This window comes from Phyllobacterium sophorae (assembly GCF_003010965.1).
GTDB lineage: Bacteria > Pseudomonadota > Alphaproteobacteria > Rhizobiales > Rhizobiaceae > Phyllobacterium > Phyllobacterium sophorae.
The window spans coordinates 480,384-504,611 of the sequence record NZ_PGGM01000002.1; the positions used below are offsets into that span (position 1 = coordinate 480,384).

18 protein-coding genes, 1 tRNA gene and 2 pseudogenes are annotated in these 24,228 nt (G+C 57.0%); 8 read left to right on the plus strand and 13 right to left on the minus strand.

The genetic code is table 11. The features are described 5' to 3' along the window. Positions 1-34 precede the first annotated feature (34 nt). The 6 genes and pseudogenes from CU103_RS06270 to CU103_RS06305 all read right to left on the minus strand — a co-directional run bounded on the left by CU103_RS06270 (position 35) and on the right by CU103_RS06305 (position 5,388). Entirely contained in the window at positions 35-805 is a 771-nt protein-coding gene (locus CU103_RS06270) for an SDR family oxidoreductase (protein WP_106663051.1), read from the minus strand. A 1,002-nt stretch (positions 806-1,807) separates the two neighbouring features. After that, a complete protein-coding gene (locus CU103_RS06285) occupies positions 1,808-2,725 on the minus strand; it encodes an MBL fold metallo-hydrolase (protein ID WP_106663052.1) in 918 nt (305 codons plus the stop codon). A 261-nt stretch (positions 2,726-2,986) separates the two neighbouring features. Next, a pseudogene (locus tag CU103_RS06290) lies at positions 2,987-3,678 on the minus strand (SDR family oxidoreductase); the annotation flags it as partial. 72 nt (positions 3,679-3,750) lie between these two features. Next, positions 3,751-4,155 carry a cupin domain-containing protein gene (locus tag CU103_RS06295; RefSeq protein ID WP_210203714.1) on the minus strand — a complete coding sequence of 135 codons (405 nt, stop codon included), beginning with the start codon at positions 4,153-4,155 and terminating at the stop codon, positions 3,751-3,753. An 85-nt stretch (positions 4,156-4,240) separates the two neighbouring features. After that, complete coding sequence (locus CU103_RS06300) at positions 4,241-4,996, minus strand: SDR family oxidoreductase (RefSeq protein WP_106663053.1); 756 nt, start codon at positions 4,994-4,996, stop codon at positions 4,241-4,243. 116 nt (positions 4,997-5,112) lie between these two features. After that, positions 5,113-5,388, minus strand: a complete 276-nt coding sequence (locus tag CU103_RS06305; protein WP_106663054.1) for a carboxymuconolactone decarboxylase family protein — start codon at positions 5,386-5,388, stop codon at positions 5,113-5,115. Between the two features lie 458 nt (positions 5,389-5,846). On the opposite strand from CU103_RS06305, the pseudogene CU103_RS06310 reads away from it, so the two are divergent. The 4 genes and pseudogenes from CU103_RS06310 to CU103_RS06325 form a co-directional block, all read left to right on the plus strand. After that, positions 5,847-7,757: pseudogene (locus CU103_RS06310) on the plus strand (PAS domain-containing protein); the annotation flags it as partial. Further along, on the plus strand, positions 7,754-8,401 hold the full coding sequence (locus tag CU103_RS06315; protein WP_106663056.1) for a response regulator transcription factor: 648 nt from the start codon (positions 7,754-7,756) through the stop codon (positions 8,399-8,401). The pseudogene CU103_RS06310 and the gene CU103_RS06315, both read left to right, overlap by 4 nt. Beyond that, positions 8,398-8,775: a response regulator transcription factor gene (locus CU103_RS06320; protein ID WP_106663057.1), complete on the plus strand. Its 378-nt coding sequence runs from the start codon at positions 8,398-8,400 to the stop codon at positions 8,773-8,775. The genes CU103_RS06315 and CU103_RS06320 overlap by 4 nt, the downstream gene beginning before the upstream one ends. Beyond that, positions 8,772-9,494, plus strand: coding sequence for a response regulator transcription factor (locus tag CU103_RS06325; RefSeq protein WP_106663058.1), 723 nt, complete (start codon positions 8,772-8,774; stop codon positions 9,492-9,494). Before CU103_RS06320 ends, CU103_RS06325 begins: the two co-directional genes overlap by 4 nt. Positions 9,495-9,527: 33 nt before the next feature. Here CU103_RS06325 and CU103_RS06330 read toward each other — a convergent pair whose 3' ends face one another. Then, positions 9,528-10,721 (minus strand): MFS transporter, encoded by a 1,194-nt coding sequence (locus tag CU103_RS06330; RefSeq protein ID WP_106663336.1) that lies wholly within the window; start codon positions 10,719-10,721, stop codon positions 9,528-9,530. Positions 10,722-11,304: 583 nt separating this feature from the next. On the opposite strand from CU103_RS06330, the gene CU103_RS06335 reads away from it, so the two are divergent. Continuing rightward, positions 11,305-12,126, plus strand: coding sequence for an alpha/beta fold hydrolase (locus CU103_RS06335; protein ID WP_210203725.1), 822 nt, complete (start codon positions 11,305-11,307; stop codon positions 12,124-12,126). A 169-nt stretch (positions 12,127-12,295) separates the two neighbouring features. Here the strand turns inward: CU103_RS06335 and CU103_RS06340 are convergent, their stop codons facing one another. Further along, a complete protein-coding gene (locus CU103_RS06340) occupies positions 12,296-16,099 on the minus strand; it encodes a vitamin B12-dependent ribonucleotide reductase (protein ID WP_106663059.1) in 3,804 nt (1,267 codons plus the stop codon). Positions 16,100-16,727: 628 nt separating this feature from the next. Continuing rightward, a complete protein-coding gene (locus CU103_RS06345; RefSeq protein ID WP_410010387.1) occupies positions 16,728-17,210 on the minus strand; it encodes an NUDIX hydrolase in 483 nt (160 codons plus the stop codon). Between the two features lie 258 nt (positions 17,211-17,468). On the opposite strand from CU103_RS06345, the gene CU103_RS06350 reads away from it, so the two are divergent. Beyond that, positions 17,469-18,509 carry a magnesium and cobalt transport protein CorA gene (locus CU103_RS06350; RefSeq protein WP_106663061.1) on the plus strand — a complete coding sequence of 347 codons (1,041 nt, stop codon included), beginning with the start codon at positions 17,469-17,471 and terminating at the stop codon, positions 18,507-18,509. A gap of 9 nt (positions 18,510-18,518) precedes the next feature. On the opposite strand, the gene gpt is transcribed toward CU103_RS06350, so the two are convergent. The 3 genes from gpt to CU103_RS06365 form a co-directional block, all read right to left on the minus strand. After that, a complete protein-coding gene (gene gpt, locus CU103_RS06355) occupies positions 18,519-19,016 on the minus strand; it encodes a xanthine phosphoribosyltransferase (protein WP_106663062.1) in 498 nt (165 codons plus the stop codon). A gap of 141 nt (positions 19,017-19,157) precedes the next feature. After that, entirely contained in the window at positions 19,158-20,000 is an 843-nt protein-coding gene (locus tag CU103_RS06360; protein ID WP_106663063.1) for a universal stress protein, read from the minus strand. 108 nt (positions 20,001-20,108) lie between these two features. After that, positions 20,109-20,861 carry a competence/damage-inducible protein A gene (locus tag CU103_RS06365; RefSeq protein ID WP_106663064.1) on the minus strand — a complete coding sequence of 251 codons (753 nt, stop codon included), beginning with the start codon at positions 20,859-20,861 and terminating at the stop codon, positions 20,109-20,111. A 153-nt stretch (positions 20,862-21,014) separates the two neighbouring features. On the opposite strand from CU103_RS06365, the gene CU103_RS06370 reads away from it, so the two are divergent. Together CU103_RS06370 and CU103_RS06375 are read left to right on the plus strand one after the other, a co-directional pair. Next, positions 21,015-21,100: transfer RNA gene (locus tag CU103_RS06370), tRNA-Leu, on the plus strand. Positions 21,101-21,208: 108 nt separating this feature from the next. Further along, positions 21,209-22,705, plus strand: coding sequence for an ArnT family glycosyltransferase (locus CU103_RS06375; protein WP_106663065.1), 1,497 nt, complete (start codon positions 21,209-21,211; stop codon positions 22,703-22,705). An 11-nt stretch (positions 22,706-22,716) separates the two neighbouring features. Here CU103_RS06375 and CU103_RS06380 read toward each other — a convergent pair whose 3' ends face one another. Then, complete coding sequence (locus CU103_RS06380; protein WP_106663066.1) at positions 22,717-24,219, minus strand: tripartite tricarboxylate transporter permease; 1,503 nt, start codon at positions 24,217-24,219, stop codon at positions 22,717-22,719. Between the last annotated feature and the right edge of the window lie 9 nt (positions 24,220-24,228).

The window sequence follows — 24,228 nt, forward strand, 5'->3', positions numbered from 1 at the left end:
ATGCGTTGCGCAGCCTTACGCTGGTCGCGACAGTTCAGCCTTCCGAATGATCGTTTGTCTGAATTACAGTGCTGAGCCAGTCCTCAAAACATGTCGGGCCGATGCGCGGATCATCGCCGGGCGTCAGCGATCGATCGTTCAATTCCGCACCAAAGAAGCGTGCATGGACGTCTGGGATCACGGTTCGCGGGTCCTTCGTGGTATGCAAGTATTGACGTACAAGCTCGTCGATCGGCACCCGTTCTGGCCCCGCGATCTCGACCGTGCCGTTAATCGGCACTCCGACCGTAATTTTGGCCAAGGCGTCAGCCACGTCGTCAGAACCGATGGGCTGGAAGAGGGCAGGCGACGCCCGGACGAATTTCCCCTCCGTCCCCGATTGGGCGATGCCGTCCACGGTTTCGAAGAACTGTGTTGAACGGACGATCGTATAAGGAATGTTCGAGGCCTTGATCAGTTCTTCTTGAACCATCTTCGCGCGGCAGTGGCCATTCTCAGGAAAATGCTCGATGCCGACCAGCGAAAGCGCGACGTGATGCTCCACACCGGCGGCTGCTTCCGCAGCAAGGACGTTACCACCTGACGTCTCGAATAACTCCAGAACGGCCATGTCCTCGAATGAGGGAGAATTTGCTACGTCGACGACCACCTGAGCGCGTGCGAGTGCGTTCGCCAGTTCCTCATCAGTGAGGGTTTTGATGCCGGGGTTTGAAGATGTCGACACCACGAGGTGGCCCTGCTGGTGAAGTCTGTTGGCGAGCTTCGTTCCAATAACGTCGCTGCTGCGGATCAGTACGATTCTCACGACTTGGCCTCCGTTCCACATTGATCACGATCATTTGTGAGGGAGAATGCCAGCGCGCGGGCAGGAAGTCCTTGCAGAGCCCTTGAATTACAATTGACTCTCTCTTGAATATTCGTTGAAGAATCCGGCAGACAGGTCTCCCGGTCACAGTCACTTGTGCCCGGCAATGATGACGACATCGGCCTTGACCTGCCGGGAAATACTACAGATGCCTCATCAAGGAATACATGGACTTCCTCTTCGGAGGCATCGAGTATCTCCATCGCCTCAGCTAAAGCCGTCAGTGTTGATTGAGCGGAACGCCTGCCGTGCTCGAGGTGATACGGAAGTGAGGTCGTGGGTTCCCCAGCCAACCTCTGATTGGCGGAAGTTTACCGAGTTGAAATTTCTAATGAGAATTCGGCAACATCGTTCTAACGCCCCTATGGCTTCAGCAGATGATGGGTTATACGGCGACGTGGGCGGGCATTGCCACAGCGCCGACGGGCATACTTGCAGTCATTATTGCGCCGATTGTCGGTCGGCTCATGTCGAGGATAGATCCGAGACTGATCGTCAGCTACGGCATGGCGGTTCTGGCAGTCTCCTTTTACATGCGAGCACATCTCAACGCCAAGCCGACTCGCCTCCGATCTGCCAGCTGCGTCGGTGCGGAACATCGGTCAGTTCAAGCTGAAGGGCTTAGTCGGTGAGCATGACGCATTCACTATCACTTCCGACCACGAAAGTGAGCCATAAGCATCAATTTGACAGTGAGGGCCGCCCGCAGCCATTGCAGGATGCCGTGCGGGCGCCGCCGAGCGCCTCGTTGATGATGCGGCGGATGGTGCCCGGGCAGGGCCGCACTGCGCTCTGCAGCCGAGACAACCATAAACCTGGCCATCGAGCGCGTCGGCTCCGCCTCGACGGCGGAGCGGACATCCTGATCAGTAAACACATTGCACGAACATACGATCATGGCGCGATGTCCTCGACGGCTGGTACGCCTAACCGAACAAGCGGTCAGTAGTCCCAGAAGATCGGTACCCAACGAAAGGTATCGCCGTCGACCGCCACATGACCGACGGAGGGGAACGGCAGGTGAGTTGCCACCAGCAACTCACCGCTCGCGGCCAGCTCGCGCAAAAGACGGACCCTGACGCGGGCCGCTTCCTCGGGGTCGTGTTCAAAGCCGTTGAACCAGTCGGGGTGATCGAACCCGACCGTGAATACGGCGTCGCCGGCGAACATCAGCCGGTCGCCGCCGGATGCGAGGCGGACCACGCTGTGCCCGGGGGTGTGGCCGCCGGTGCGGGTGACGACTACCCCTGGCGCAACCTTGTACTCGTCCTCGAACGTCTGCAGATTGCTGCGATACTCTTCCGCGAACCGCTTGGCGGCCGCCCGAAGCGCGTCCGGGAACCCCTTAGGCATGGAAACGTGGGAGAAATCGGGCGACGTCCAGAATTTGACCTCGGCGGCCGCCACGTGGATTCGCAGGTCCGGACGCAGCTGGTCCTTCACCCCGTCGACGAGCAGCATACCAATGTGGTCCATGTGCATGTGGGTAAGCACTACGTCGGTCACGGACGCAAGATCGATGCCGGCAGCCTCCAGTCGATGGGCCAGTTGCCCGGCCTTCGGCAAGTTCAGGTCCGGGTCGTCCCCCAGTCCGGCATCGATGAGTATGGTCTGGCTGCCGCTACGCACCACCACCACATTGAGCCCCCAATCGAGCATGTCCGCCGGCAGAAAATTGTAGTCCATCCAGGCCGTCCTCGCGGCCGGGTCGGCGTTGTGACCCAACATTGCACCTGGCAGCGTTAGCACCCCATCGCTAATGACCATTACGTCAATTTCACCGATCTTTAGCGCGTAGCGCGACGGAACCAACTCGTCGGGTCCCGGCCTAGTGGAATGTGAAGTGTTGTCCAAGCTCATGTTAACCTCCTGCTGATTTCCTGATTGAATTTCAATACTCCCGTTTGCAACGGCGATGTATCACCCTGTGGTATAGGCTGCGTATATCCAACGCATAGGGATCGGCACCTGTGAATTCATTGCGGTGTTCTCCTTCCAATGTTGGTGGAAAGCTTGCCCGCGGACAGCTTCCACGCTGTCCGCGGCCGCGATTTCATTTTGTAAAAGGACGTCGATCCACCTCCGCGTCGTGCTCGATGAACTGACTGAAACTGTCCCAGGGGCTCCCTTGAGCGGAAGCAATGTGTCATCGTTCAGTTCGACCCCGTAGTAGCGAGCGCTGTTGTCGGTTATGACCTGGCGCATGTCTTCGTTTGCTGCGAGGTGGATGCGCGCAATTTCGTCGAGACCGAATCGCTCGTGACCGCTGATCTCTACGGTATTGTTCCTTGCTGTTCCCATTGCCAATTCGGCCAGCATTTCGGCGACGTTGTCAGCTGCTATCGGTTTTACCGATGCCGACGGAAGCCGAAAGCCGTCACCGTCTGCCCCCATGTCGATCACGCCGCCGATGAACTCAAAAAATTGCGTGGAATGGAGAATGGTGTAGGGCCTCCTTGCTGCCCTGATGAGATTTTCCTGTACCATTTTCGCGCGGAAATAATCACTCTCAACAAGCCGAGGTGTGCCCACCACGGAAAGCGCGAGGTAGTGTCTGACGCCAGCATTTGCTGAGGCAGCCAACAGATTCCGGGTGGAGGCCTTAAAAAAATCCAAAGCCGTGTCGTCGCCAAACGACGCGGCGTTCGTAACGTCGATAACAACGTCGGCTCCGGCTATGGCCGCTCCGAGGCTGTCACACTGTTGACACCGAGAGAAGTGGACGCAGCGACCACCTCGACACCTGTCTGTCCAAGTTTCTCTACGAGGTGCATCCCAATTCGCCCGGTCGCTCCCATGACCGTGATTTTCATCGACTGGCTCCCTCTATTGCGCCGTGAACGGCGCCTGATTTCGCCCTGCCAAGCAGCTTGCAAACATTGGAGTTACTCCACCGGCATGACGACCGGAGCGTCCTTGTTCTTGAGGAGCACAACAATAAATTTAGCTGGTTCGGTCGTGCTCGCGTTCCGGCTGACCAGGTGAATGTCGGAAGGGCCTTCGTAGAAGGTCTCTCCCGGCGACAAGGTGACTTCCTTTTCCCCCTTGACCTGCATCGCGATCGAGCCCTCCAGAACGTAGACGAATGCGTTCGCCTCGTGTTTATGAATGGGCGAGGAACCGCCTGGCTCATACTCGACTGATATCATCAGCCCCTCCTTGCCAGGGTAATTTGGAAGGTCCTTTTGCATGAGCGGCGTAACCTTTGCGGCGTCTTCAGCGGCAAACGTCACACCTCCAAGGAGGCAAACTGCAGCCGACACAAACAGCGATAACAAAGCTGACTTCATTGTCGTAATCCTTTGGTTGTTGAATGCGTATGCCCGTTTGAAACCTGGGCAGGAGACTAGCGCTCAAGTTTGTTCTGTGTCTGCGTTACTTCGGCTGTTGGGACTGACGGAACCAATCCTCGAAGTTGATCTTGCCGAGCCGCGCACCGCCTAAGGGCACAAGTGACTGATCGTTCAGCTCAGAGCCGAAATAACGCGCGTGGACATCTGCCTCGACTGTCCGCGGATCGTTCGCCGCTTTCAGATACCGGGCAATGATCTCGCTCATGGGAGCGCGCTCGGGACCCGCGATGTCGATCGTGCCGTTGAGCGGTTTTGTGAGAGCGACATCCGACATCACATCGGCAACGTCGTCCGAGGCGATAGGCTGGAAAGCGGCGGGCGAAAGACGAGCGACGTTGCCGACGGTTCCTCCATCGGCGATGCCCTTCAGGAATTCCATGAACTGGGTGGAATGGACGATCGTGTAGGGAATCGGCGATTCCTTGATGAGCCTCTCCTGGGCAAGTTTGGCCCTCATATACCCGCTTTCGGGCAACCGCTCTGTCCCAACGATCGACAGGGCTATATGATGCTTGACGCCAGCCTTGGCTTCGGCGGCGAGCAGATTGTGTCCCGACGTTTCGAAGAATTCGAGCACAGCCTTGTCTTCCCAAGATGGTGCGTTGGCGAGGTCAACGACGACCTCGGCACCGACCAACGCTTCCGCAAGCCCTTCGCCAGTGATGGTGTTGACGCCGGTGTTCGGCGACACGGCAAGAACCTCGTGGCCCTTGTTGCGCAGGCGTATGGCGGTCTTCGAGCCGATGAGCCCGGTTCCCCCGATAATAACAATTTTCATAACGCATCTCCCTGTTCGCGGCCCTCAGGCCTGATGATTTAGGTTTCCGGCTGTCCAAGCTGCACTCGGCCGGGAAGGCGTTTGGCCTGGACAAGTCGCGGTGGTTCCTGGTCGCCTTACCTGAGATCTGCCTTGTTGGGGCCGAACTTGGCATCTGCGGAACCAGGCCATGCTGCAAGGCGATAAAGGCGCAATCGGCGCTCACCATCGATTTTGGCCTGCTTGACGTGCATACCAAGGCAAAAGGTGCAGCCGTTCTGCTGCGCTGCATGGATGGCGACGAGATCGCGGACCAGCTCTTCGGTTGTGCTCTCTCGGATTGCAGCCAGAAACTCGGTGAATTTCGTCAGAAGCTCTGGCGACCCTTCTGCATACTTGACACGCTGAGTCATTCTCGCCTCCTCATTATTGCGGCTGCTCCGGATTGGTTCGCTGCTTCCGACAATGACTGGGGAGACAAAATCATTCTATCATGCACGGGGCGTAACGCACTAATCGAAGGGTTTAGTCGGCCCATACCCAAGTCTAGAAAACGCGGATAGAAATGACGCCGGCTGGGACGCAAGCTGCCGATTTCTGCGACCGAGGTATGCCGCCTGTCGCGTGCCGAGGTTAGGGGCGTTCGCTGCCGACTCGGTGCATTGCCGCTTCAGCTAGTCACATCCACGTACAATCATGGATTTCCATGAGGTGCGGCAGGGGCATGGTTGGATTAAGCTGCGGTATGATTTCGTCGGCCCGGACATTGACTGTGAGTGGTATAAGCGGCGTAGACGGTCCCAAAGTTTGCTTTGTCGGGCAGGAGCGGCCGATTATGCCGATAGAAATCGAAGACCAAAAACCGGTCAATGAAGTGTTACGGGACCGGGAGCACGAGCTCTCGCTACTGGTAGACATGGTTCCGAGCCACCTATGGCGCTTGACCCCGGACGGCGAGCCCACTTTCTTCAACAAGCGCATGGTCGATTTCCTCGGCCTGGACTTACCGGACACGGACAGACCAGGAATGAGCCGATTGGAGGCGGTAATCGAAACCGTCCATCCGGATGACGCAGCGGAGTTTAGAGGCAGGTTGAATCGCTGCCTCGTCACCGGCGAGCGCTTCACGATGAGATATCGCCTCCGCCGCGCAGATGGCGTCTATCGCTGGATGTCGAGCAGCGCCGAGCCGATGCGGGATCGTGACGGACAGATTGTCCAGTGGTATGGCCTCTGTCATGGCATAGACGATCAGATGCACGCTGAAGAGGCGCTGCGGCAAAGCAGGCGGCAACTTCAGCAGATGATCGATGCCGTGCCGGTGCGCATCTGGAGCGTAACGTCAATGGATTCGCCGGTCTACTTCAACAAACGATACCAGGACCACTTCCGCTCCGTGATCGCCAACTTCGAAGCAATCGGGGAGCCGCGCATCGAAACGCTGCTGCGAGAGCTGATTCATCCCGAAGATGCTCCGGAGGTGCAGCGAACGTTGCTTAATTGTTTCGAAGCTGGCCGCGGCACCGTGATGCGGTTTCGATGGCGTGAGAAAGACGACATTTATCGGTGGGCGGAGTGCAGGGTAGAACCCCGGCGTGAGCAAGACGGAACGATTGTTCAATGGTACGGCGTTTCTCTCGACATCGATGATGAGATGCGCGCCCAGGTGGCGCTGCGCGAACGGGAGCGGGAACTCTCGCTGCTCGTCGACATGGTTCCGAGCAACCTCTGGCGGCTGACACCGGACGGCGAGACTACGCTCGTCAACAAGCGCATGGCGGACTTTCTCGGGATGGACCTGGACGACAAGCAACAGTTGGCAGTCGTGTTCGACACCATCTTCCACCCGGACGATGCCGGGGCGGTGGAAGACGTTCTCGGCCGCTGCCTTCTCACGGGCGACCGCTTCTCCATGAAATATCGCCTGCGTCGGGCGGACGGAGTATACCGGTGGATGTCCGGTCGCGCCGAACCCCTACGAGATCAGGACGGTCGCATCGTCCAGTGGTTCGGTCTTTGCCACGACATTGACGATCAGATGCACGCCGAAGAAGCGTTGCGACGGGCCTCGGAGAGGCTCGCGCAGGCAACTCGGGCGGCAAGCCTGGCCGAGTTGTCAGCGTCGATCGCACATGAAGTAAACCAGCCGCTCGCCGCGATCGTCGCCAATTCCCACGCATGCCACCGTTGGCTGTCTGCAGAGCCCCCGAACGTCGAACGCGCCAAGATCACGGCCGAGCGCATCACCCGTGATGCCAACTCGGCGGCGGAGGTTGTCGGTCGTATCCGCGCCCTCTTCCGTCACGCTCCAGAGGCCAGATTACCTGAAGACGTCAACCGCCTGATCGATGAAGTGTGCCTACTGATGGCTGACGAAACCACGGCGAAGACCGTCTGCGTCGAGACGACCCTTGAGCCGGACCTGCCGCTGGTCGCACTCGACCGGGTCCAGATACAGCAGGTGTTCGTGAACCTGATCCGGAATGGGGTCGAGGCGATGGACGCCGTAGCGGGCAGCGCTCGTGCGATCAAGATACGCTCGTACCGCGATGGCCCCGACGCAATCCGCGTTGAGGTTCGCGACGATGGAACTGGTTTCAAGGATCCCCAGCGGGTCTTTGAGCCGTTCTTCACCACAAAGGCGCATGGGATGGGTATGGGACTCGCAATTTGCCGGTCGATCATCGAATCGCATGGGGGGCGCCTTTGGACCGCCAACAATGAGCCGCGCGGGGCGACCGTCGCCTTTACGCTTCCGCTGGCTGCGAGTGAAATGCCATGAAACCGCCCGAGGAGATCGTCTTCATCGTGGATGACGATGCCAGAGTCCGCGAGGCGCTCGGAGAACTGCTGGAGTCCTTGGGATGGCAATCCGCGACGTTCGCCGTCGCCGCTGACTATGTAGCCTATGCGAAGCCCGATCTCCCAGCGTGCCTGATCCTCGATGTCGAACTGCCCGACGTCAACGGTCTGGAGTTCCAGAGGCAACTATCGAGTGACGTCCATCCTCCTATCGTATTTCTCACGGGGCACGGCGACATTCCATCGACGGTGAGGGCGATCCAGGGTGGCGCTGTCGACTTTTTGACCAAACCCGTCGGGGAGAGCGATTTGATTGCGGCGGTTCGCGCGGCCATCCAGCGTGACCGGGAACAACGTTCGACTCGCGCGGAACTGGCCGATCTTGTACGCCGTTTCTCGGTGCTTACGCCGCGCGAGCGCGAGGTATTGCCACTCGTGGTCAGTGGGCTCCTCAACAAGCAGGCGGCGGCGGAACTCGGCATCAGTGAGATCACCCTTGAAATCCACCGGGGCAAGATCATGCACAAGATGGAGGCGACATCGTTCGCCGACCTGGTGCGGATCGCCGAAAAGCTGCAGATCCCAATCACTCATTCCAGACGATCAGGAAACTCGCGAGAATGACCAACCCGAAGCCCATAATAGCGATTGTCGATGACGATCAGCGCCTCCTCGACTCGCTTGAGGATCTTCTCGAGTCAGCGGGACATGCTGTGCGGGCATTTTCGTCGGCACAAGCCCTCCTCGACTGCAACGCTCTGAAGGAGATCGGTTGTCTGATCACCGATATCGGTATGCCCGGCATGGACGGCTTCGAGTTGCAGCGCGTGATGAGCGAGAGACGAGTTGACCTGCCGGTGATCCTGATTAGTGGCAGGCACCAACTCGCCGAACAGATGCAACCAAAGCCTGGCTGGTTCTTCCGCAAGCCTTTCGACGGGCAAGAGCTGCTTGCAGCGGTTGCCGACGCACTGACCGGAAAGGGGTATCCAATATGAGTGAGAGCTATCATGCAAATGCAAGCGATAAATTGCCTGATCGATCGCCGTCCGCGGGCAGCTGGGCCAAAGCGGAGCACCCATTGGTCATCCTGGTGGATGACGATGAAAGGCTCCGTGAAGCACTGGACGAGCTAATGCAGTCGGTGGGCCTGGACACAATCAGCTTCGGATCGACGCAAGACTTCCTCGAAGCCGAGCTTCCGGATCGGCCGGGATGCCTTATCGCCGACGTGCGGATGCCGGGCGTGAGCGGTCTCGATCTCCAGCATAGGCTCCTGGAAAGTGGTGACGGCAAGCCGATCATCTTTCTTACCGCCCATGGCGACATCCCGATGTCAGTCCAGGCGATGAAGGCGGGAGCGGTCGATTTCCTCACCAAACCCGTGCGCGACCAAACGCTACTTGATGCAATCGCAGCAGGGATTGAGCGCGATATCAAGCAGCGCGCCCAGGCACGGATCGTTACCGACCACGTAAGCAAGTTCGCGCTGCTTACACCACGTGAACGTCAGGTGATGCGAGAAGTCGCAATTGGCCAGCTGAACAAGCAGATTGCCTTCGGCCTCGGCATCAGCGAGATCACTGTCAAGCTCCACCGTTGCAACGTCATGCGCAAGATGGGGCTCATGTCGGTCGGTGAACTTGTCCGCGTGTGGGAAGCGCTGCCTGCCGGGGTGCGAAAGACGCTGGAGACCGGACAGCTTCAAACGCACTGACCGAGTGGGCGAGGCACGGTTCCAATGGCCGCTTCAGCCCGGCACTTCGATGGAGGCGGCAGCCGTTCCCCGGCCTTGCCGAATAACGATCATCGCAAGCCCCCACGCGGCGGCGGTGATCACGACGCAGACCCCGGCGAGGCCGGCGTAACCCGCCGCCCCGATCACGCTGCCAGCGACAAGAGGGCCTGCAGCGAATCCGAGCAGATAAGCCGATCCCGCGGCCGCAGCCCAACGTCCGTTGCGGTCGAGCGCCGCGGCCAGACCAAAAAGATACGGGATCGAGAAGTAGTAAATGACGACCGACGCGACGAGGGCGGCGACGTAGACTGTTGGGTTACGCCAGAGACAGAGCGCGAGCACGACAAGTGCGAATCCGGCGCAGAACCCCGAGATAGGGATTGCCCGTCCCCAGCGCACATTGAGAGCAGTGGCGGCTCCTGCTCCTGCGAGACCGACGAGCGACGCGACGGTCAGCACATAGCCGACCGCGGTCGTATCAAGACCCGCGCCCGCGCGCTCGCCCAAGGGCGCACTGAACGCATAGATCGCAGCCGAGGCGGTCAGGTAAAGCACGATCGCGCCGAACGTCATGACGCCCAGCAAAGGTGGGGCCTGCGCCGTGTCAGCTTCAGCTCGGTATCCGCTCTTGGCGCGGTCGTCCGGAATGAGGAGCAGGAGCGGCGCGAGTATGAGCGTCACACCCGCGATCAAGGCGAGGATGCCGCGATGTGCGAAGGCAGCGGTGAGCTGACCGCCGATAGCGAAGAGCGCGACACTGCCCAAGGCCCAGATCACCTGAAAGTAGCCATAAACCTTGTCTGGGTTTCTGCAATGGGAGGCGACAATGGAAAGCGACACCGCATAAAGTGTGCCTTCCCCAACACCCGCAAGAACGCGGAGCACCGCGAGCCATCCAAGCGAGACGCTGAAGATTGATGCGCTTTGAGCGACCAAGACCAGTGCTGCGGCGACGAGGCCGACGCGCCGATAGGAAAACTGGGGCAGGATGGGTGCGATTGCCATCGCAGTGACGGCGAGGGCGAGGAACTCGGCGAACGCGATAAAACCGGCGTCGCGTTCCGACAGTGAAAGACCGTCCATAACCCCGGCAATCACAAAGGGAGACATCTGCGGGACCAGCCCGCCGATCACCTGCGCGGCGATCGCGCCGGCCACGAGAATCGCAGAATTGCGAGGCGTCAAAGAATCGCCGGTTTCGGTCATGGTTTGACTGAACTCCATGGTTATCCGGCCGGAGCATACTCGAACCCCGGCAAGCGCAGCTTGGAACGATGTGAGCGGTTGACATCAACGATTCACGCGCGACAGCCGAAACTTTATCACTGGATCGTTCGATACGTCGAGCGGCGTCCAGTTTTTCCAGAGAACGGAGCCAGCGGTCACTGGCGGTCATGAAGCACCTGCATTTGGTCCTGTGTAGTGTGACCTTGGGTATAAGCGATCCAAACCAATGGACGGGATGTTTGAGCCCGGCATGTGAGCTAATTTTCTTCTGTGAGCTGTGTTAACCGGATGCGACAGAGACGATGAATGCAGAAGTTTTTCCGGTTTCTTCCCGCAGCCAACGAATTGGCAGGCGAGCGTGCCACCTGTCCGGCTCTGCATCCCGAAGGGAGATTGCTGCATGAATGAACACACACAGTTTGAAACAATCGAAGCGTCTCGTCGTGACCTGCTTCTGCTCGCGGCGAGCGTGACGGTCATGGCTGTGACGCCTTCGCTGGCGTTCAGCGCCCAAGGTGTTTCACCAACCAGTTTTAGCAACAAAAGCGAAAGGACGAATGACATGGGCTCACTTAAAACCAGGGATGGTACGGAAATCTTCTACAAGGACTGGGGAGCGGGGCAGCCGATTGTTTTCCATCACGGCTGGCCGCTCTCCAGCGACGATTGGGATACGCAGATGCTGTTCTTCCTGGACAAGGGTTACCGCGTCATCGCTCACGACCGTCGTGGCCACGGCCGCTCCACCCAAACCGCGACCGGCAACGACATGGACACCTATGCTGCCGATTTCGCTGAACTCGCAGCGTCGCTCGACCTGCGCGATGCCATTCATGTGGGGCATTCGACCGGCGGCGGCGAAGCTGCCCATTACGTCGCTCGCCATGGCAAGGGTCGCGTGGCCAAGCTGGTGCTGATAGGGGCCGTTCCGCCGATCATGGTGAAAACCGCGGCAAATCCGGGTGGCTTGCCGATTGAGGTCTTGGATGGCTTGCGTGCCAAGCTCGCTGCCAACCGTGCGGAATTCTACTGGAATTTCCCGATTCCATTCTACGGTTTCAACCGCGAGGCCGCGACCGTATCCGATCCGATCCGTGCGAACTGGTGGAGGCAGGGCATGATAGGCGGTGCAAAAGCGCATTACGACTGCATCAAAGCCTTTTCAGAAACCGATTTCACCGAAGACCTGAAAGCGATTGACGTTCCAACGCTTGTGATGCACGGCGACGACGACCAGATCGTCCCCATTGCGGACTCCGCGCTCCTGTCGGCCAAGCTCTTGAAGAATGGGACACTGAAGGTCTATGAGACATATCCGCATGGCATGTGCACGACCCATGCCGACGTCATCAATGCGGATCTTCTAGCGTTCATAAGAAGTTGAGTGATATCTGCGGCCGGTGACGTGGGGGCACCGGCGAGATTGAACTGCACATCAATCAGGTGCTAATAGCTGCCCCAGAATTCTGGGACAGCCAAATCGCAGTGAAAAGGACACGGTGGGCGTCCTGAGCGCGATTCTCCTTGCGAGCATCAAGGAGTGCAAAAAGCGCTTAACTACAACCGCTCGTGGCGCCACAGGTATCGCATTTCAGGCAGGTGCCATTGCGCACCATCGTGAAGTTCGAGCACTCCGAGCAACTGTCCCCGGTATAGCCCTGCATCATTGACTTGATGCGGCGGTCGGACATTAGCTTCTTCGCCTCGGCCTTGGCTTCCTCAGCTGCGGCCTCTGCGTCGGCGTTGTCGAACAGGGCCGATGCGGCGCTGTTCTCGGCTTCCGTCTGGTCCTTGGCACGCTCTTCATAGTCACGCTTGAAGCCCGTGGATTCCTGTGCAACAGCGGCAATTGCTGGTTTCGCAGCGAGTGCCGTTGTCGTGCGGCTGGTGAGGGTCGTGACATTTGATGACGCAGTTGCCTTCGGCGCGCTGACGACGCCCGCTCCCCCTGCGTTGCTAAAACCCTTCGGATCAGCCTTGTTGGGAGAGACCACCTTCAGCGAAGCACCGCGTGTCAGTCCCTTCGAGACCGGCTCAGCCTTGCCTTCGGAAATGCCGCGACCCAGCGAGGTGTTGGAGAAATCCGACTGATCTACATGAGCAAGGTCGTGCCGATCCAGATAGGAAACCGCAAGTTCGCGGAACAGATAATCCAGGATAGATGTCGCGTTCTTGATCGCATCATTGCCCTGGACCATGCCAGCCGGTTCGAACTTGGTGAAGGTGAAAGCCTCCACATATTCCTCCAGGGGCACGCCATATTGCAGGCCAAGCGATATCGCGATGGCGAAATTGTTCATCATCGCCCGGAAGGCGGCGCCTTCCTTATGCATGTCGATGAAGATCTCGCCCAGACGACCGTCGTCAAACTCACCGGTGCGCAGATAGATCTTGTGGCCACCAACCGTGGCTTTCTGGGTATAGCCCTTGCGGCGATTCGGCAGTTTCTCGCGATCGTGGATGTATTTCTCCACGATGCGTTCAACGATCTTTTCGGTGACCTGCACCGCGCGGGCGGCTGCTGGGGCCTCGATGTACGCCTCGATTGCATCATCCTCATCCTCGTCTTCATCGGCAAGCAGAGATGCGTTCAGTGGCTGCGACAGCTTCGAGCCATCGCGATAAAGTGCATTGGCCTTCAGAGCCAGCTTCCAGGACAGCATGTAAGCGGATTTGCAATCTTCAACAGTTGCTTCGTTTGCCATGTTGATCGTTTTGGAGATCGCACCGGAAATGAAGGGCTGTGCCGCAGCCATCATGCGGATATGGCTGTCGACCGAAAGATAACGCTTGCCGATCTTGCCGCACGGGTTGGCGCAATCGAAAACCGGATAGTGCTCTTCCTTGAGGAAGGGCGCGCCCTCTAGCGTCATCGCACCACAGATGTGAATGTTGGCGGCTTCGATTTCCTTCTTGGAGAACCCCAGGGCGGGCAGGATTTCGAAGGAGATGTCGTTAAGCTGCTCGCTGGTGAAGCCGAGCACATTCTTGGCGAAATCTTCACCAATGGTCCACTTGTTGACTGCGAATTTGATGTCGAATGCCGACTTCAGCGCCGTGTTGAGCGTGGCGATGATCTCGTCGGTGAATCCCTTTGCTTTTAGCGAGCCGGGATTAATGCCGGGCGCCTGATTGAGATTGCCGTGGCCGACAGCATAGGCCTCGATTTCGGCAATCTGACTTTCCGAGTAGCCGAGCGTGCGCAAAGCCTCCGGAACGGCGCGGTTAATAATCTTGAAGTAACCACCACCGGCGAGCTTCTTAAACTTGACCAGCGCAAAGTCCGGCTCAATGCCTGTCGTGTCGCAATCCATGACGAGGCCGATCGTGCCGGTAGGCGCAATTACCGTGGCCTGCGCATTGCGGAAGCCATGCTTTTCGCCAAGCTCCAACGCCTTGTCCCAAGCGGACTTCGCATGGGTGATCAGGTCCTGATCCGGGCAATCAGCAGCAATCAGCGCAACGGGGTTTACGGCCAGGCCTTCATAGCCTTGATTTTCGCCATGGGCGGCGCGGCGATGATTGCGAATAACGCGCAACATATTGGCGGCGTTTGGCGCATAGCCGTTGAAGGCACCGAGCTCCTTGGCCATTTCGGCCGAGGTGGCATAGGCAATACCGGTCATGATGGCTGTGAGAGCTCCGCCAATGGCACGTCCTTCAGCGCTGTCGTACGGAATGCCGGAGGTCATTAGCAGGCCTCCGATATTCGCATAGCCAAGACCGAGCGTGCGATACTCATAGGAGAGCTTGGCAATTTCCTTGGACGGGAATTGCGCCATCATCACGGAAATTTCGAGAACGATCGTCCACAGACGCGCCGTATGCTCGTAGCCGGAGACGTCGAACTTGCCATCCTTGCCGCGATAGGTGAGGAGGTTGATCGAGGCGAGATTGCAGGCCGTATCGTCAAGGAACATGTATTCCGAGCACGGGTTGGATGCGCGGATGGGACCGGCGGCCGGGCAAGTGTGCCAATCATTCATAGTCGTGTTGAAATGCAAACCCGGGTCAGCCGATGCCCAGGCCGCATATCCGATTTTCTCCCAAAGATCGCGAGCCTTCAGCGTCTTCATTACCTTGCCGTCCTTGCGGGCGGTCAGGTTCCAGTTGCCGTCGCTTTCAACAGCGCGCAGGAATTCGTCCTTGAGCGAAACGGAATTGTTGGAATTCTGACCGGCGACAGTCAGATAGGCTTCGGAATCCCAATCCGTGTCATAGGTCTTGAAATCGATATCCGTGTAGCCCTGCTTGGCAAACTGGATGACGCGCTGGATGTAGTTTTCCGGGACCTGATTCTTCTTGGCTGCCTTGATCTCACGCTTCAGTGCCGGATTTTTGGCCGGATCATAGCAATCGCCATTGTCGGCCTCGCAATTAACGCAGGCCTTCATGATCGCAGCCAGATGCTGCTTGACGATCTTGGAACCGGTAACAAGAGCCGCAACCTTCTGCTCTTCTTTCACCTTCCAGTCGATATATTCCTCGATATCTGGGTGATCGACATCGACAACGACCATTTTCGCAGCGCGGCGAGTCGTGCCGCCTGACTTGATGGCGCCCGCAGCCCGATCGCCGATCTTCAAGAACGACATCAGGCCGGAAGAGCGGCCGCCGCCGGAGAGCTTTTCGCCTTCTCCGCGCAGGAAGGAGAAATTCGAACCGGTACCGGAGCCGTATTTGAACAGGCGCGCCTCACGTACCCACAAATCCATGATGCCGCCTTCGTTGACCAGGTCGTCCGCGACGGACTGGATGAAGCAGGCATGCGGCTGCGGATGTTCATAGGAAGATTTGGACTTGGTCAGCTTGCCGGTGTCCGGGTCAACGTAATAATGGCCTTGCCCGGGACCATCGATACCATAGGCCCAGTGCAAACCGGTGTTAAACCATTGCGGCGAGTTGGGCGCGACGCGCTGGGTGGCGAGCATGTAAGCAAGCTCATCGCGGAAGGCGAGGGCATCAACTTCACTATCGAAATATTTGCCTTTCCAGCCCCAATACGTCCAGGTGCCGGCAAGACGGTCGAAAACCTGACGCGCGTCCATTTCGGAGCCAAAACGCTCTTCAGCGGGCAGGGCGGCCAAAGCCTCATCATCAGCTACCGAACGCCAGAGCCACGAAGGAACCGAGTTTTCCTCGACCTTCTTCAACTTGGCTGGCACGCCGGCTTTGCGGAAATATTTCTGCGCCAGAATATCGGCGGCCACCTGACTGAACTGGGCCGGAACATCAATATTCTCCAAACGGAACACGACAGATCCGTCCGGGTTCTTGATCTCACTCGTCGCTACGCGAAATTCAATCTCCGCATAGGCTGACTGGTTCTCTTTGGTAAAACGCCGTTCGATCCGCATCTGTCTCGTCCTTGTCCCTATATATAGTGTCCCTTGGGCGCCGTGTGAAGTGTTGCGCGCCGCATGAACACAAATCCGCCCTATCCGGTTTCACCACTGAAAACCGGTCGCTTCACCTCAGCCCGTCATTGATGCGATATCCCGCTTCATTTCCGGGCTTGGCGGCCCATTTGCTGACGCCTGTCGTGTGATTCATCGTTGATGAGAATGTCACACTATCTGGTACGCAATATACGTGTAAACACTAAATATTGTGTTAAGGCGCTATTTACCCAACAAATATTTGCCTGTGCATGTCCAGTCTTTTCCATCCAGATACGGCTCCTCGATGCCACGCGCCAATTGGGCACAAGGTCCGGAAAACACAGTAGAAACTGGAAGAAAACCGGGTACAGACACTCCGGTCACGCTACAAACGCAACGCCGAAAACCATAAAAAGTGACTCGCGGGCGAGCGTCAAGAAATAGTTTTTTGCATATTTGTGACCGCAATATCTTGTGTGTCACATATGTGGATAACGGGGAGAAACGCGTGCGGGTATTTGCAATTACTGGTCGCTTAAAGGCCAGTCTGGAAGTGCTGGAACATATCTGAAAAAGCTATAATCCAAGCGTTCCGCCGACGCGGTCAACGAACGCTGACTAGCTCAGGATCAAAGCGCGCTATGAGGGCTTTCAATTCCGGCTCTTCGACGCGGCGCACCGATTCTTCGACGCTAACCCATTCGAGCCGCCGCTCGCCGCGCTCCGGCCAATTTTTTTGTTGATGCGTAAAGTGCATTGGAAAGACATCGACAACGAAGTCGCCGACTTCACCGTCGCTCATATCTTGTTTTTCGTATGTATACGTGCCGATGGAAAAAGGGGCGATGTCGCCCCGGACGCCGGCCTCTTCAAAGGCTTCTGCCCGCGCAGATTGCGCAAACGTCTTGCCAATCTGCGGCCAGCCTTTGGGTAAAACCCACCGGCCAGTGCCACGGCTGGTGATCAGGAGAATTTCAGGCCGTTCCTTCTTGACGCGATAAACAAGCGCCGCAACCTGGCGAACCCTGCCGTCTGGCGTCTCTATCCGCTTGCCGGTCACAATCTCATCCCGATAGGTTACGTTCAAGGCTCCACTCATTCTTCTATCTTGTTTAGCGTAATTGTGGACCGATTCGTTGAAACCACAATAATTCATCAGCAACTGTTTTATGCTTACGCACGACTTGTGACATTTTTTTGAACAGCAGTGCAAAAAAATCACATTAGTAGATAACATACTGAAAACATGGGATGATCTCGGACAGCGGCATTTCGCTAAAGGATGGCTGGAATGAATTGGCTACAACAGATAGACTCCATTCAAACCGCGACGTTGGGAGGATAAATGACGTCTGCCCGTTCCTCGTTTGAAGATATCGGACATTCTGCCGATACGGCGGCTTCCAGAGATGAGAGCGCCAGTATCATTGCATCGTGCGTCTATGCCAACGGAAAGCGTATTGCCGATATTTCCATTGACGACGCGGGAAAATGGACCAATACGGAGGGGCACGTCGTCTGGATCGGGTTGCTGGAGCCTGACGGGGAGCTGTTGCATCGCGTCCAGAAGCAATTCGGGCTGCACAGTCTGGCTATCGAAGATGCGGAACATGCCCATCAACGACCCAAACTCGAGCAATATGGCGACGCAATTTTCGTGGTGGCCCGTACTGCTCAGCTGATTGACGGCCGTGTGGCCTTCGGCGAAACCCACGTCTTTCTCGGTAAGGGCTATATTGTCAGCGTTCGTCACGGAGCATCGACGTCATACACGGCGGTTCGTCAGCATTGGGAAACCTCGCCCTATGCACTTGCCAAGGGTGAAGATTTCATCCTTTACGCGATCCTCGATTTCATCGTCGACAATTATATGCCCGTACTGGAGGCAATACACGACGAGGTCGAATCTATCGAAGATCGGGTTCTCACAAAACCAATGACCAGCAACGATATCGAACGGCTCTACATGCTGCGTCGGGATCTGCTGCGTCTGCGCAATGCCATCGGTCCGCTTGTCGATGTTTGCGGGCGCCTGAGCAATACGGATCTGCCACAGATTCAAACTGCGATGCAGCCACTCTTTCGGGATGTTACGGACCACGTTCGCACCGTTCAGGAAAAGATCGACGGCTTGCGGGAGGTTCTCGCGTTTGCCTTCGAAGCCAGTTTGCTCGTTGGTCAGAGTCAGGAGACGGCCATTTCCAAACGCTTGGCATCATGGGCCGCCATATTGGCGGTGCCGACGGCTATCGCCGGGATTTACGGCATGAACTTCAAGCACATGCCGGAACTGGATTCGCCCAATGGTTATTACTGGGTTATGGGCGTGATCTTACTTGTGTGCCTGACCCTCTTTTGGCGTTTTCGCAAGAGCGGCTGGCTTTAGGATAGACTTCTATCCGCGGTGACCCTTGGTAATCGGTTCCTGATAGGTCAGGCCCATGTCCCATGGGAAATAGATCCAGGTGTCCTGAGAGACTTCCGTCACAAATGTATCGATCAGCGGGCGGCCCTTTGGCTTGGCATAGACTGTGGCGAAGTGCGCCTTCGGCATCATTGCGCGCACGATTGCCGCGGTTTTGCCCGTATCGGTCAGGTCATCGACCACCAGTATGCCGTCGCCGCCATTTTCCAGAAGCCGGGAATCGACATCCTTTAGCACCTTGAGTTCGCCCTGCTCGTCATACTCATGGTAGGAGGCAATGCATACGGTCTCGATCATGCGGATGCCGAGCTCCCGGCAAATGATCGCTGCGGGTACGAGTCCACCGCGGGTAATGGCCACCATGGCACGCCATTCACGTTGCATCCCTGCAACCCGCCAGGCGAGGGCGCGGGCATCCCGGTGAAACTGATCCCAGGAGACCGGAAAAGCTTTGTCAGGAAGGGACATGGCATGCACTCCATCAGGAAAATAAAATACGCGGACTATCCGCGAGGAATGCATTTCGCAATAGCGGGAAATGCGAGTGCATGGCAAGCAACTTGAGCCGCGTGCGGGCCATCATGCCAAGAAAGGTGTGATTTTAGCTGTTCAGCGCGACATTAACGTCAAGCAGGGCATGTCGGCCATGATTGAACTGGTGACGCCACCGAAAACCCACTCTTTCAGGCGTGACTGGCTATAAGCGCCCATCACAAATAGCGATGCATTGTTTTCGGCGATCCGCCGCCGCAAAATTTTGTCTGTAGATTCGCCGTGTGACTCGATTATGTGCGGATTCACGTTGACGCCATGGCGCCGCAGTGCATCAGAAAGCGGTGTGCCAGGAATATCCACACTGGGGTCGATGGATTTCTTCGGATCAACCCACACGATATCGACACTTTCTGCTTTGAGCAGCAGGGGGAGCGAATCGAAGGCAGCGCGAGATGCTTCGCGTTTCCCGTTGAAAGCGACAACAACGCGGTCGATCTTTTCCGGCAACGCAGTCTTGTACGGAACAAACAGTACTGGTCTTCCACTCTCCATGACCAATGGATCAGTGACGTCGTTGACGCTATCGGGGTCATTGGGGTCCGGTTGTCCTGCGATAATGATATCGGCGCGCAGGGCACTCTGTGTGACCCCGGCAGACGGGCTGCTGCTTTCGCAACGGACGATACGAAACTCGTGGGAGATCGTGCCTCTTGCCATTTCTGCGTTGAAAAGGGCTGTGATCGCTTCCGAATTTTCCTTGTGGCGCTGTTCGTGCGCTTCAAAGAGGGTTGTATCGGCAAAGCCGGTCGGATCTGCGTAAACGATAGGCGAAGGAATAGTATAGAGACCAATAATATGGGTGCGCTCGCTCGAAGAAGCAATCAATCTTGCCGCGCCAATAACCCGCCTAGCTTCACGTTCGCTGCGAATGAATGCGATGATCGTGCGAAATGCCATACTGGCCTCCATCGGTTGTTGCACCATTAGATGCATATGGCACTATTATACGCCTTGAGCGCAACAATTACTCTGTGTTTTCGGCAGCTTGCGTAAATACAACGCATCTCAACGCAGGGCGGTTTCGGACGCGATTTGCGCCACCATTTCCTTGACTGCCGCCTCTGCTGCAACGAGTTTTTCGGCATCACGTGCGCGGATGACCAGCTCGGTGGAAAACCTATCGTTTTCGTATTTCGGATAGGAGCCGATAATCGTATCGGGGTGGGCTGCCTGAATTTCACGCAGCGGAACGGCAATCGCGCCCTCGCCGAAGGGACAATTCACCGACCGGGACATGAGCTGCTTCCCGACTTTCAACGTTGGAATGATATTGTCGAGCATGGCCTGAAAGACCGATGGAACGCCGGCCATGACATAAACATTCCCGATGTTGAAGCCAGGCGCTGTCGACACGGGATTGTCAATATGCACCGACCCACGCGGCATACGTGCCATGCGCTGACGGCTCTCGGTGAACTCGATCCCGCGGGCAGCGTAATTGTCGCCCATGAGTTTCATTGCTTTCGCGTCGTGCTCGCAAGGTACGCCAAAAGCCTTTGCAATTGCGTCAGCGGTTATGTCGTCATGCGTAGGGCCGATTCCTCCCGAAGTGAAAATATAGTCATATCGCCCACGTAACGCATTGAGGGCCTCAACAATTCGGTCCTCCTCATCAGGAACGATCCGCACTTCTTCAAGGTCGATACCAACTGCCGTCAGAATATCGGCCAGATGGCCAATATTTTTGTCCTTGGTTCGACCGGATAACAATTCGTCGCCAATTGCGAGCATGGCGGCGGTCACGATTTCGTTCGTCATCAGGAATCTCCTAGCGGAGAGGCGAACGTAATTGTCCGAATGGATCGCCGCAAGCCATTTCAAAGCGTGGCAGGTGCGCTCATCGGGCAGTCCGCCGGTTGTAGCAAAACAACGATTGACTGAATCGCTTTAACCGTCGAAAAGCAAAAGCGCGCGGACGTGGCGAAACTGGTAGACGCAAGGGACTTAAAATCCCTCGGCCATAGGTCATGCGGGTTCGACCCCCGCCGTCCGCACCACGAACAAGCAAGCCCACAGTATGATCGTGCCCGCGCTTGATCTTGGTGTGGGTGGATTTGCAATCCAGTTTCAACTAAAAGCGGCGCACTTAACGGTGTGAGAAAACAATGCCTGCCATTTTGGTTCAATCTCCTGTGAGCAGGATCAGAACATTTGTCTCGGAATATCCGGCGCTCTTGTTTGTATTGGTGTATTTCGCCTTTCAGGTCTTCTTTCTGACAATGATTTCAAACGGCGCAGGCGTCGACGATGCCGAGCAGTTGGCTTACGTCGGCGCGTTGCAATGGGGGTATGGAGGTTCGCAGCCGCCGCTTTATACCTGGATAAACAGCGTAGCCGGCAGTGTGCTCGGAATCAGGCTTTTCACGATCTATCTTGTAAAATTCGGAATGCTGGCCAGCCTGTTCGCCAGCGTATATTTTGGTGCCCGTTTACTCGGACTGCCTCGCGCAGTTGCTGCTGCCGGCATGGTAGGCATTTTCATGCTGCCACAAATTGCCTGGGAGTCACAACGGACCCTGACCCATTCGGTTGGTGGAACGACTGGCTGTGCGTGGGCATTTCTGGCGTTTGCCTGGCACTTGAAATCGCGTTCCTGGCGCTCTGCAGCACTTTTGGGACTTGCATTCGCCTGTGGTCTGCTTGGCAAATTCAATGCAAGTTTCTTTCTTATCGCGTTGATTTTGGCCGGCCTTTCGATACCAGCCTATCGATCAGTCCTGTTGTCACGCAAGAGCGTTCTCTCGGCGGTCGTATTTATTGCTGCCGTAACCCCTACGGGCCTGTGGGCCCTTGCGCATACCGAGAACTTGCTGGCGCGAACGCACAAATTTGAAATGAATGCAGGTGGCCAGCTCCTGATCAGCCGGCTCCATGGCGAATGGAAACTTTTTCTAAATAGCATTCTATTCGCAGGCGTTGCGCTGGTGTTCTTCCTGATGGCCTGGTGGAGAAGCCGTGCACAGCGGATTTCTCGGCCCCGGGACTGGATGGATGGCGAGAAGCTCATTGCACGGGTTCTGATATTTGCACTCGGCGGCGTCTTTATTGGCGTTCTCATTAGCGGTGCGGCGGAGGTCAAAGATCGCTGGCTGCAACCCATGCTCTTTCTGACGCCGCTGTTTCTTTCAGCCGTCCTGGGACGTGCCATAGAAAGTGATCTGCCGCTTAAGCGCTTTGTTGTGGTCGGCGCAATTTGCGGTCTGATCGTGATCCCGGGCCTGGCGGTCAACATTTTATACGCCCGCGATGGCAAAGCACCTTCTATTGGCCAGTTGGATTATGCCAGACTTTTTGCCGTGACCCGAGCCGATGGCAACTATCAAACGGTTGTGTCGGACGGACCGCAATTGCCTGGAAATCTGCGTCTTTTCGACAATTCCATCAATCCGGTGCATCTGGAAATGCCGAATGCTGTGTCGCATATTCATTTTCCAGCACTTTTTGTCTGGTTCGGCGAGGACGTCAACCCGGTCGTGATGAACCTAATGAGCAGCGCTGGAGTTGCTGCATCTCCCGCCGAAATCAAACGCATATCACTCAGCTACAAATATTACCCGGACAAGACAGACGCGGTGAGCTACGTCATCGTCCAGGCTCGGTAGGGCTCGACGCATCAATCCTCAACAAAGACTTCGTCGCGCTTTTTCCTGATGCTCGGGAGGAGCACCACGACGAGAACCGCGACTGCCAGGAGCAGGAGGGTGAGGCTGATTGGCCGCGTCAGGAAGGTAGTCGGATCGCCCCGCGACATGATCATCGCCCGGCGAAGGTGTTCCTCCAGCAGCGGTCCAAGTACGAAGCCCAGCAGCAGAGGTGCTGGCTCGCAGCGCAATTTTGCCAGCCCGTAGCCAATGAACCCGAAGAAGGCGACCGCGTAGAGATCAAATACATTGGAATTGACGCTGTAGACGCCGATCGAGCAGAACGCGATGATGGCTGGAAACAACATGTAGTAGGGGATCGTCAGGAGTTTAACCCACAATCCAATCAAAGGCAGATTAAGCAGGATCAGCATCAGATTGCCGATCCACATGGAAGCGATGATGCCCCAGAAGAGGGCTGGCTGTTCGGTGGCGACGTTAGGGCCGGGGACGATGCCCTGAATGATCATGGCGCCGATCATCAGTGCCATAACGGGATTGGCCGGGATCCCCAGTGTGAGCATCGGAATGAACGATGTTTGAGCGCCCGCATTGTTGGCGGATTCAGGCCCCGCCACGCCGGCGATCGCTCCCTTGCCGAACTCCCCCGGCGTCTTCGAGATGCGCTTCTCGACAGTGTAGGATGCAAAGGAGGCAAGGATCGCTCCACCGCCGGGCAGAATACCTAGCGCTGAGCCAATCGCCGTACCGCGGAGAATCGGCGCCGCCATCTCCTTCCAGTCTTCCCGCGTGGGCAGAAGATTGGTGACCTTCTTGATCATCACATCGCGATCGTGCTCGTTTTCGAGATTGCGAAGAATCTCCGCAATGCCGAACACGCCGACAGCAAGTGCGACGAAATTCAAACCGTCGGAGAGTTCCAGGATTCCAAGATTGAAGCGTGGCGTCCCGGTGTAGATGTCAGTGCCGACGAGCCCGAGAAGAAGACCCAGAACAACCATACCGAGCGCTTTGACGACTGAACCATGGGCAAGCGCGATAGAGGAAACGAGACCGACGATCATCAGTGAGAAATATTCGGCTGAACCGAATTTCAAGGCAACCGCCGTCAGGGGCGGAGCGAATACGGCAACGAGGAAGGTTGAAACCGTTCCCGCAAAGAACGAGCCAATGGCAGCGATGGCCAGCGCTGCACCAGCGCGCCCCTTACGCGCCATCTGGTAACCATCGATGGCAGTGACGGCGGACGAGGATTCGCCTGGCATGTTGATCAGGATTGCTGTGGTCGAACCACCATATTGCGCGCCGTAGTAAATGCCCGCCAGCATGATCAGGGATGAGACCGGTTCAAGTTGGAAGGTGATCGGCAGGAGCATGGCAATGGTCGCGGTGGCGCCAATGCCGGGGAGCACGCCAATCAACGTGCCAAGAATCACGCCAATGAAACAGAAGAACAGGTTCCACGGTGAAGCGGCAGTGGCAAAGCCGAGAATGAGATTGCTGAGAAGATCCATGGGCCGCCC

Bases quoted from the DNA above. Each gene is read 5' to 3' on its own strand.
- CU103_RS06285 (WP_106663052.1), bottom strand. From the start codon at position 2,725: ATGAGCTTGGACAACACTTCACATTCCACTAGGCCGGGACCCGACGAG.
- CU103_RS06295 (WP_210203714.1), bottom strand. From the start codon at position 4,155: ATGAAGTCAGCTTTGTTATCGCTGTTTGTGTCGGCTGCAGTTTGCCTC.
- CU103_RS06300 (WP_106663053.1), bottom strand. From the start codon at position 4,996: ATGAAAATTGTTATTATCGGGGGAACCGGGCTCATCGGCTCGAAGACC.
- CU103_RS06305 (WP_106663054.1), bottom strand. From the start codon at position 5,388: ATGACTCAGCGTGTCAAGTATGCAGAAGGGTCGCCAGAGCTTCTGACG.
- CU103_RS06315 (WP_106663056.1), top strand. From the start codon at position 7,754: ATGAAACCGCCCGAGGAGATCGTCTTCATCGTGGATGACGATGCCAGA.
- CU103_RS06320 (WP_106663057.1), top strand. From the start codon at position 8,398: ATGACCAACCCGAAGCCCATAATAGCGATTGTCGATGACGATCAGCGC.
- CU103_RS06325 (WP_106663058.1), top strand. From the start codon at position 8,772: ATGAGTGAGAGCTATCATGCAAATGCAAGCGATAAATTGCCTGATCGA.
- CU103_RS06330 (WP_106663336.1), bottom strand. From the start codon at position 10,721: ATGACCGAAACCGGCGATTCTTTGACGCCTCGCAATTCTGCGATTCTC.
- CU103_RS06335 (WP_210203725.1), top strand. From the start codon at position 11,305: ATGGGCTCACTTAAAACCAGGGATGGTACGGAAATCTTCTACAAGGAC.
- CU103_RS06340 (WP_106663059.1), bottom strand. From the start codon at position 16,099: ATGCGGATCGAACGGCGTTTTACCAAAGAGAACCAGTCAGCCTATGCG.
- CU103_RS06350 (WP_106663061.1), top strand. From the start codon at position 17,469: ATGACGTCTGCCCGTTCCTCGTTTGAAGATATCGGACATTCTGCCGAT.
- gpt (WP_106663062.1), bottom strand. From the start codon at position 19,016: ATGTCCCTTCCTGACAAAGCTTTTCCGGTCTCCTGGGATCAGTTTCAC.
- CU103_RS06360 (WP_106663063.1), bottom strand. From the start codon at position 20,000: ATGGCATTTCGCACGATCATCGCATTCATTCGCAGCGAACGTGAAGCT.
- CU103_RS06365 (WP_106663064.1), bottom strand. From the start codon at position 20,861: ATGACGAACGAAATCGTGACCGCCGCCATGCTCGCAATTGGCGACGAA.
- CU103_RS06375 (WP_106663065.1), top strand. From the start codon at position 21,209: ATGCCTGCCATTTTGGTTCAATCTCCTGTGAGCAGGATCAGAACATTT.
- CU103_RS06380 (WP_106663066.1), bottom strand. From the start codon at position 24,219: ATGGATCTTCTCAGCAATCTCATTCTCGGCTTTGCCACTGCCGCTTCA.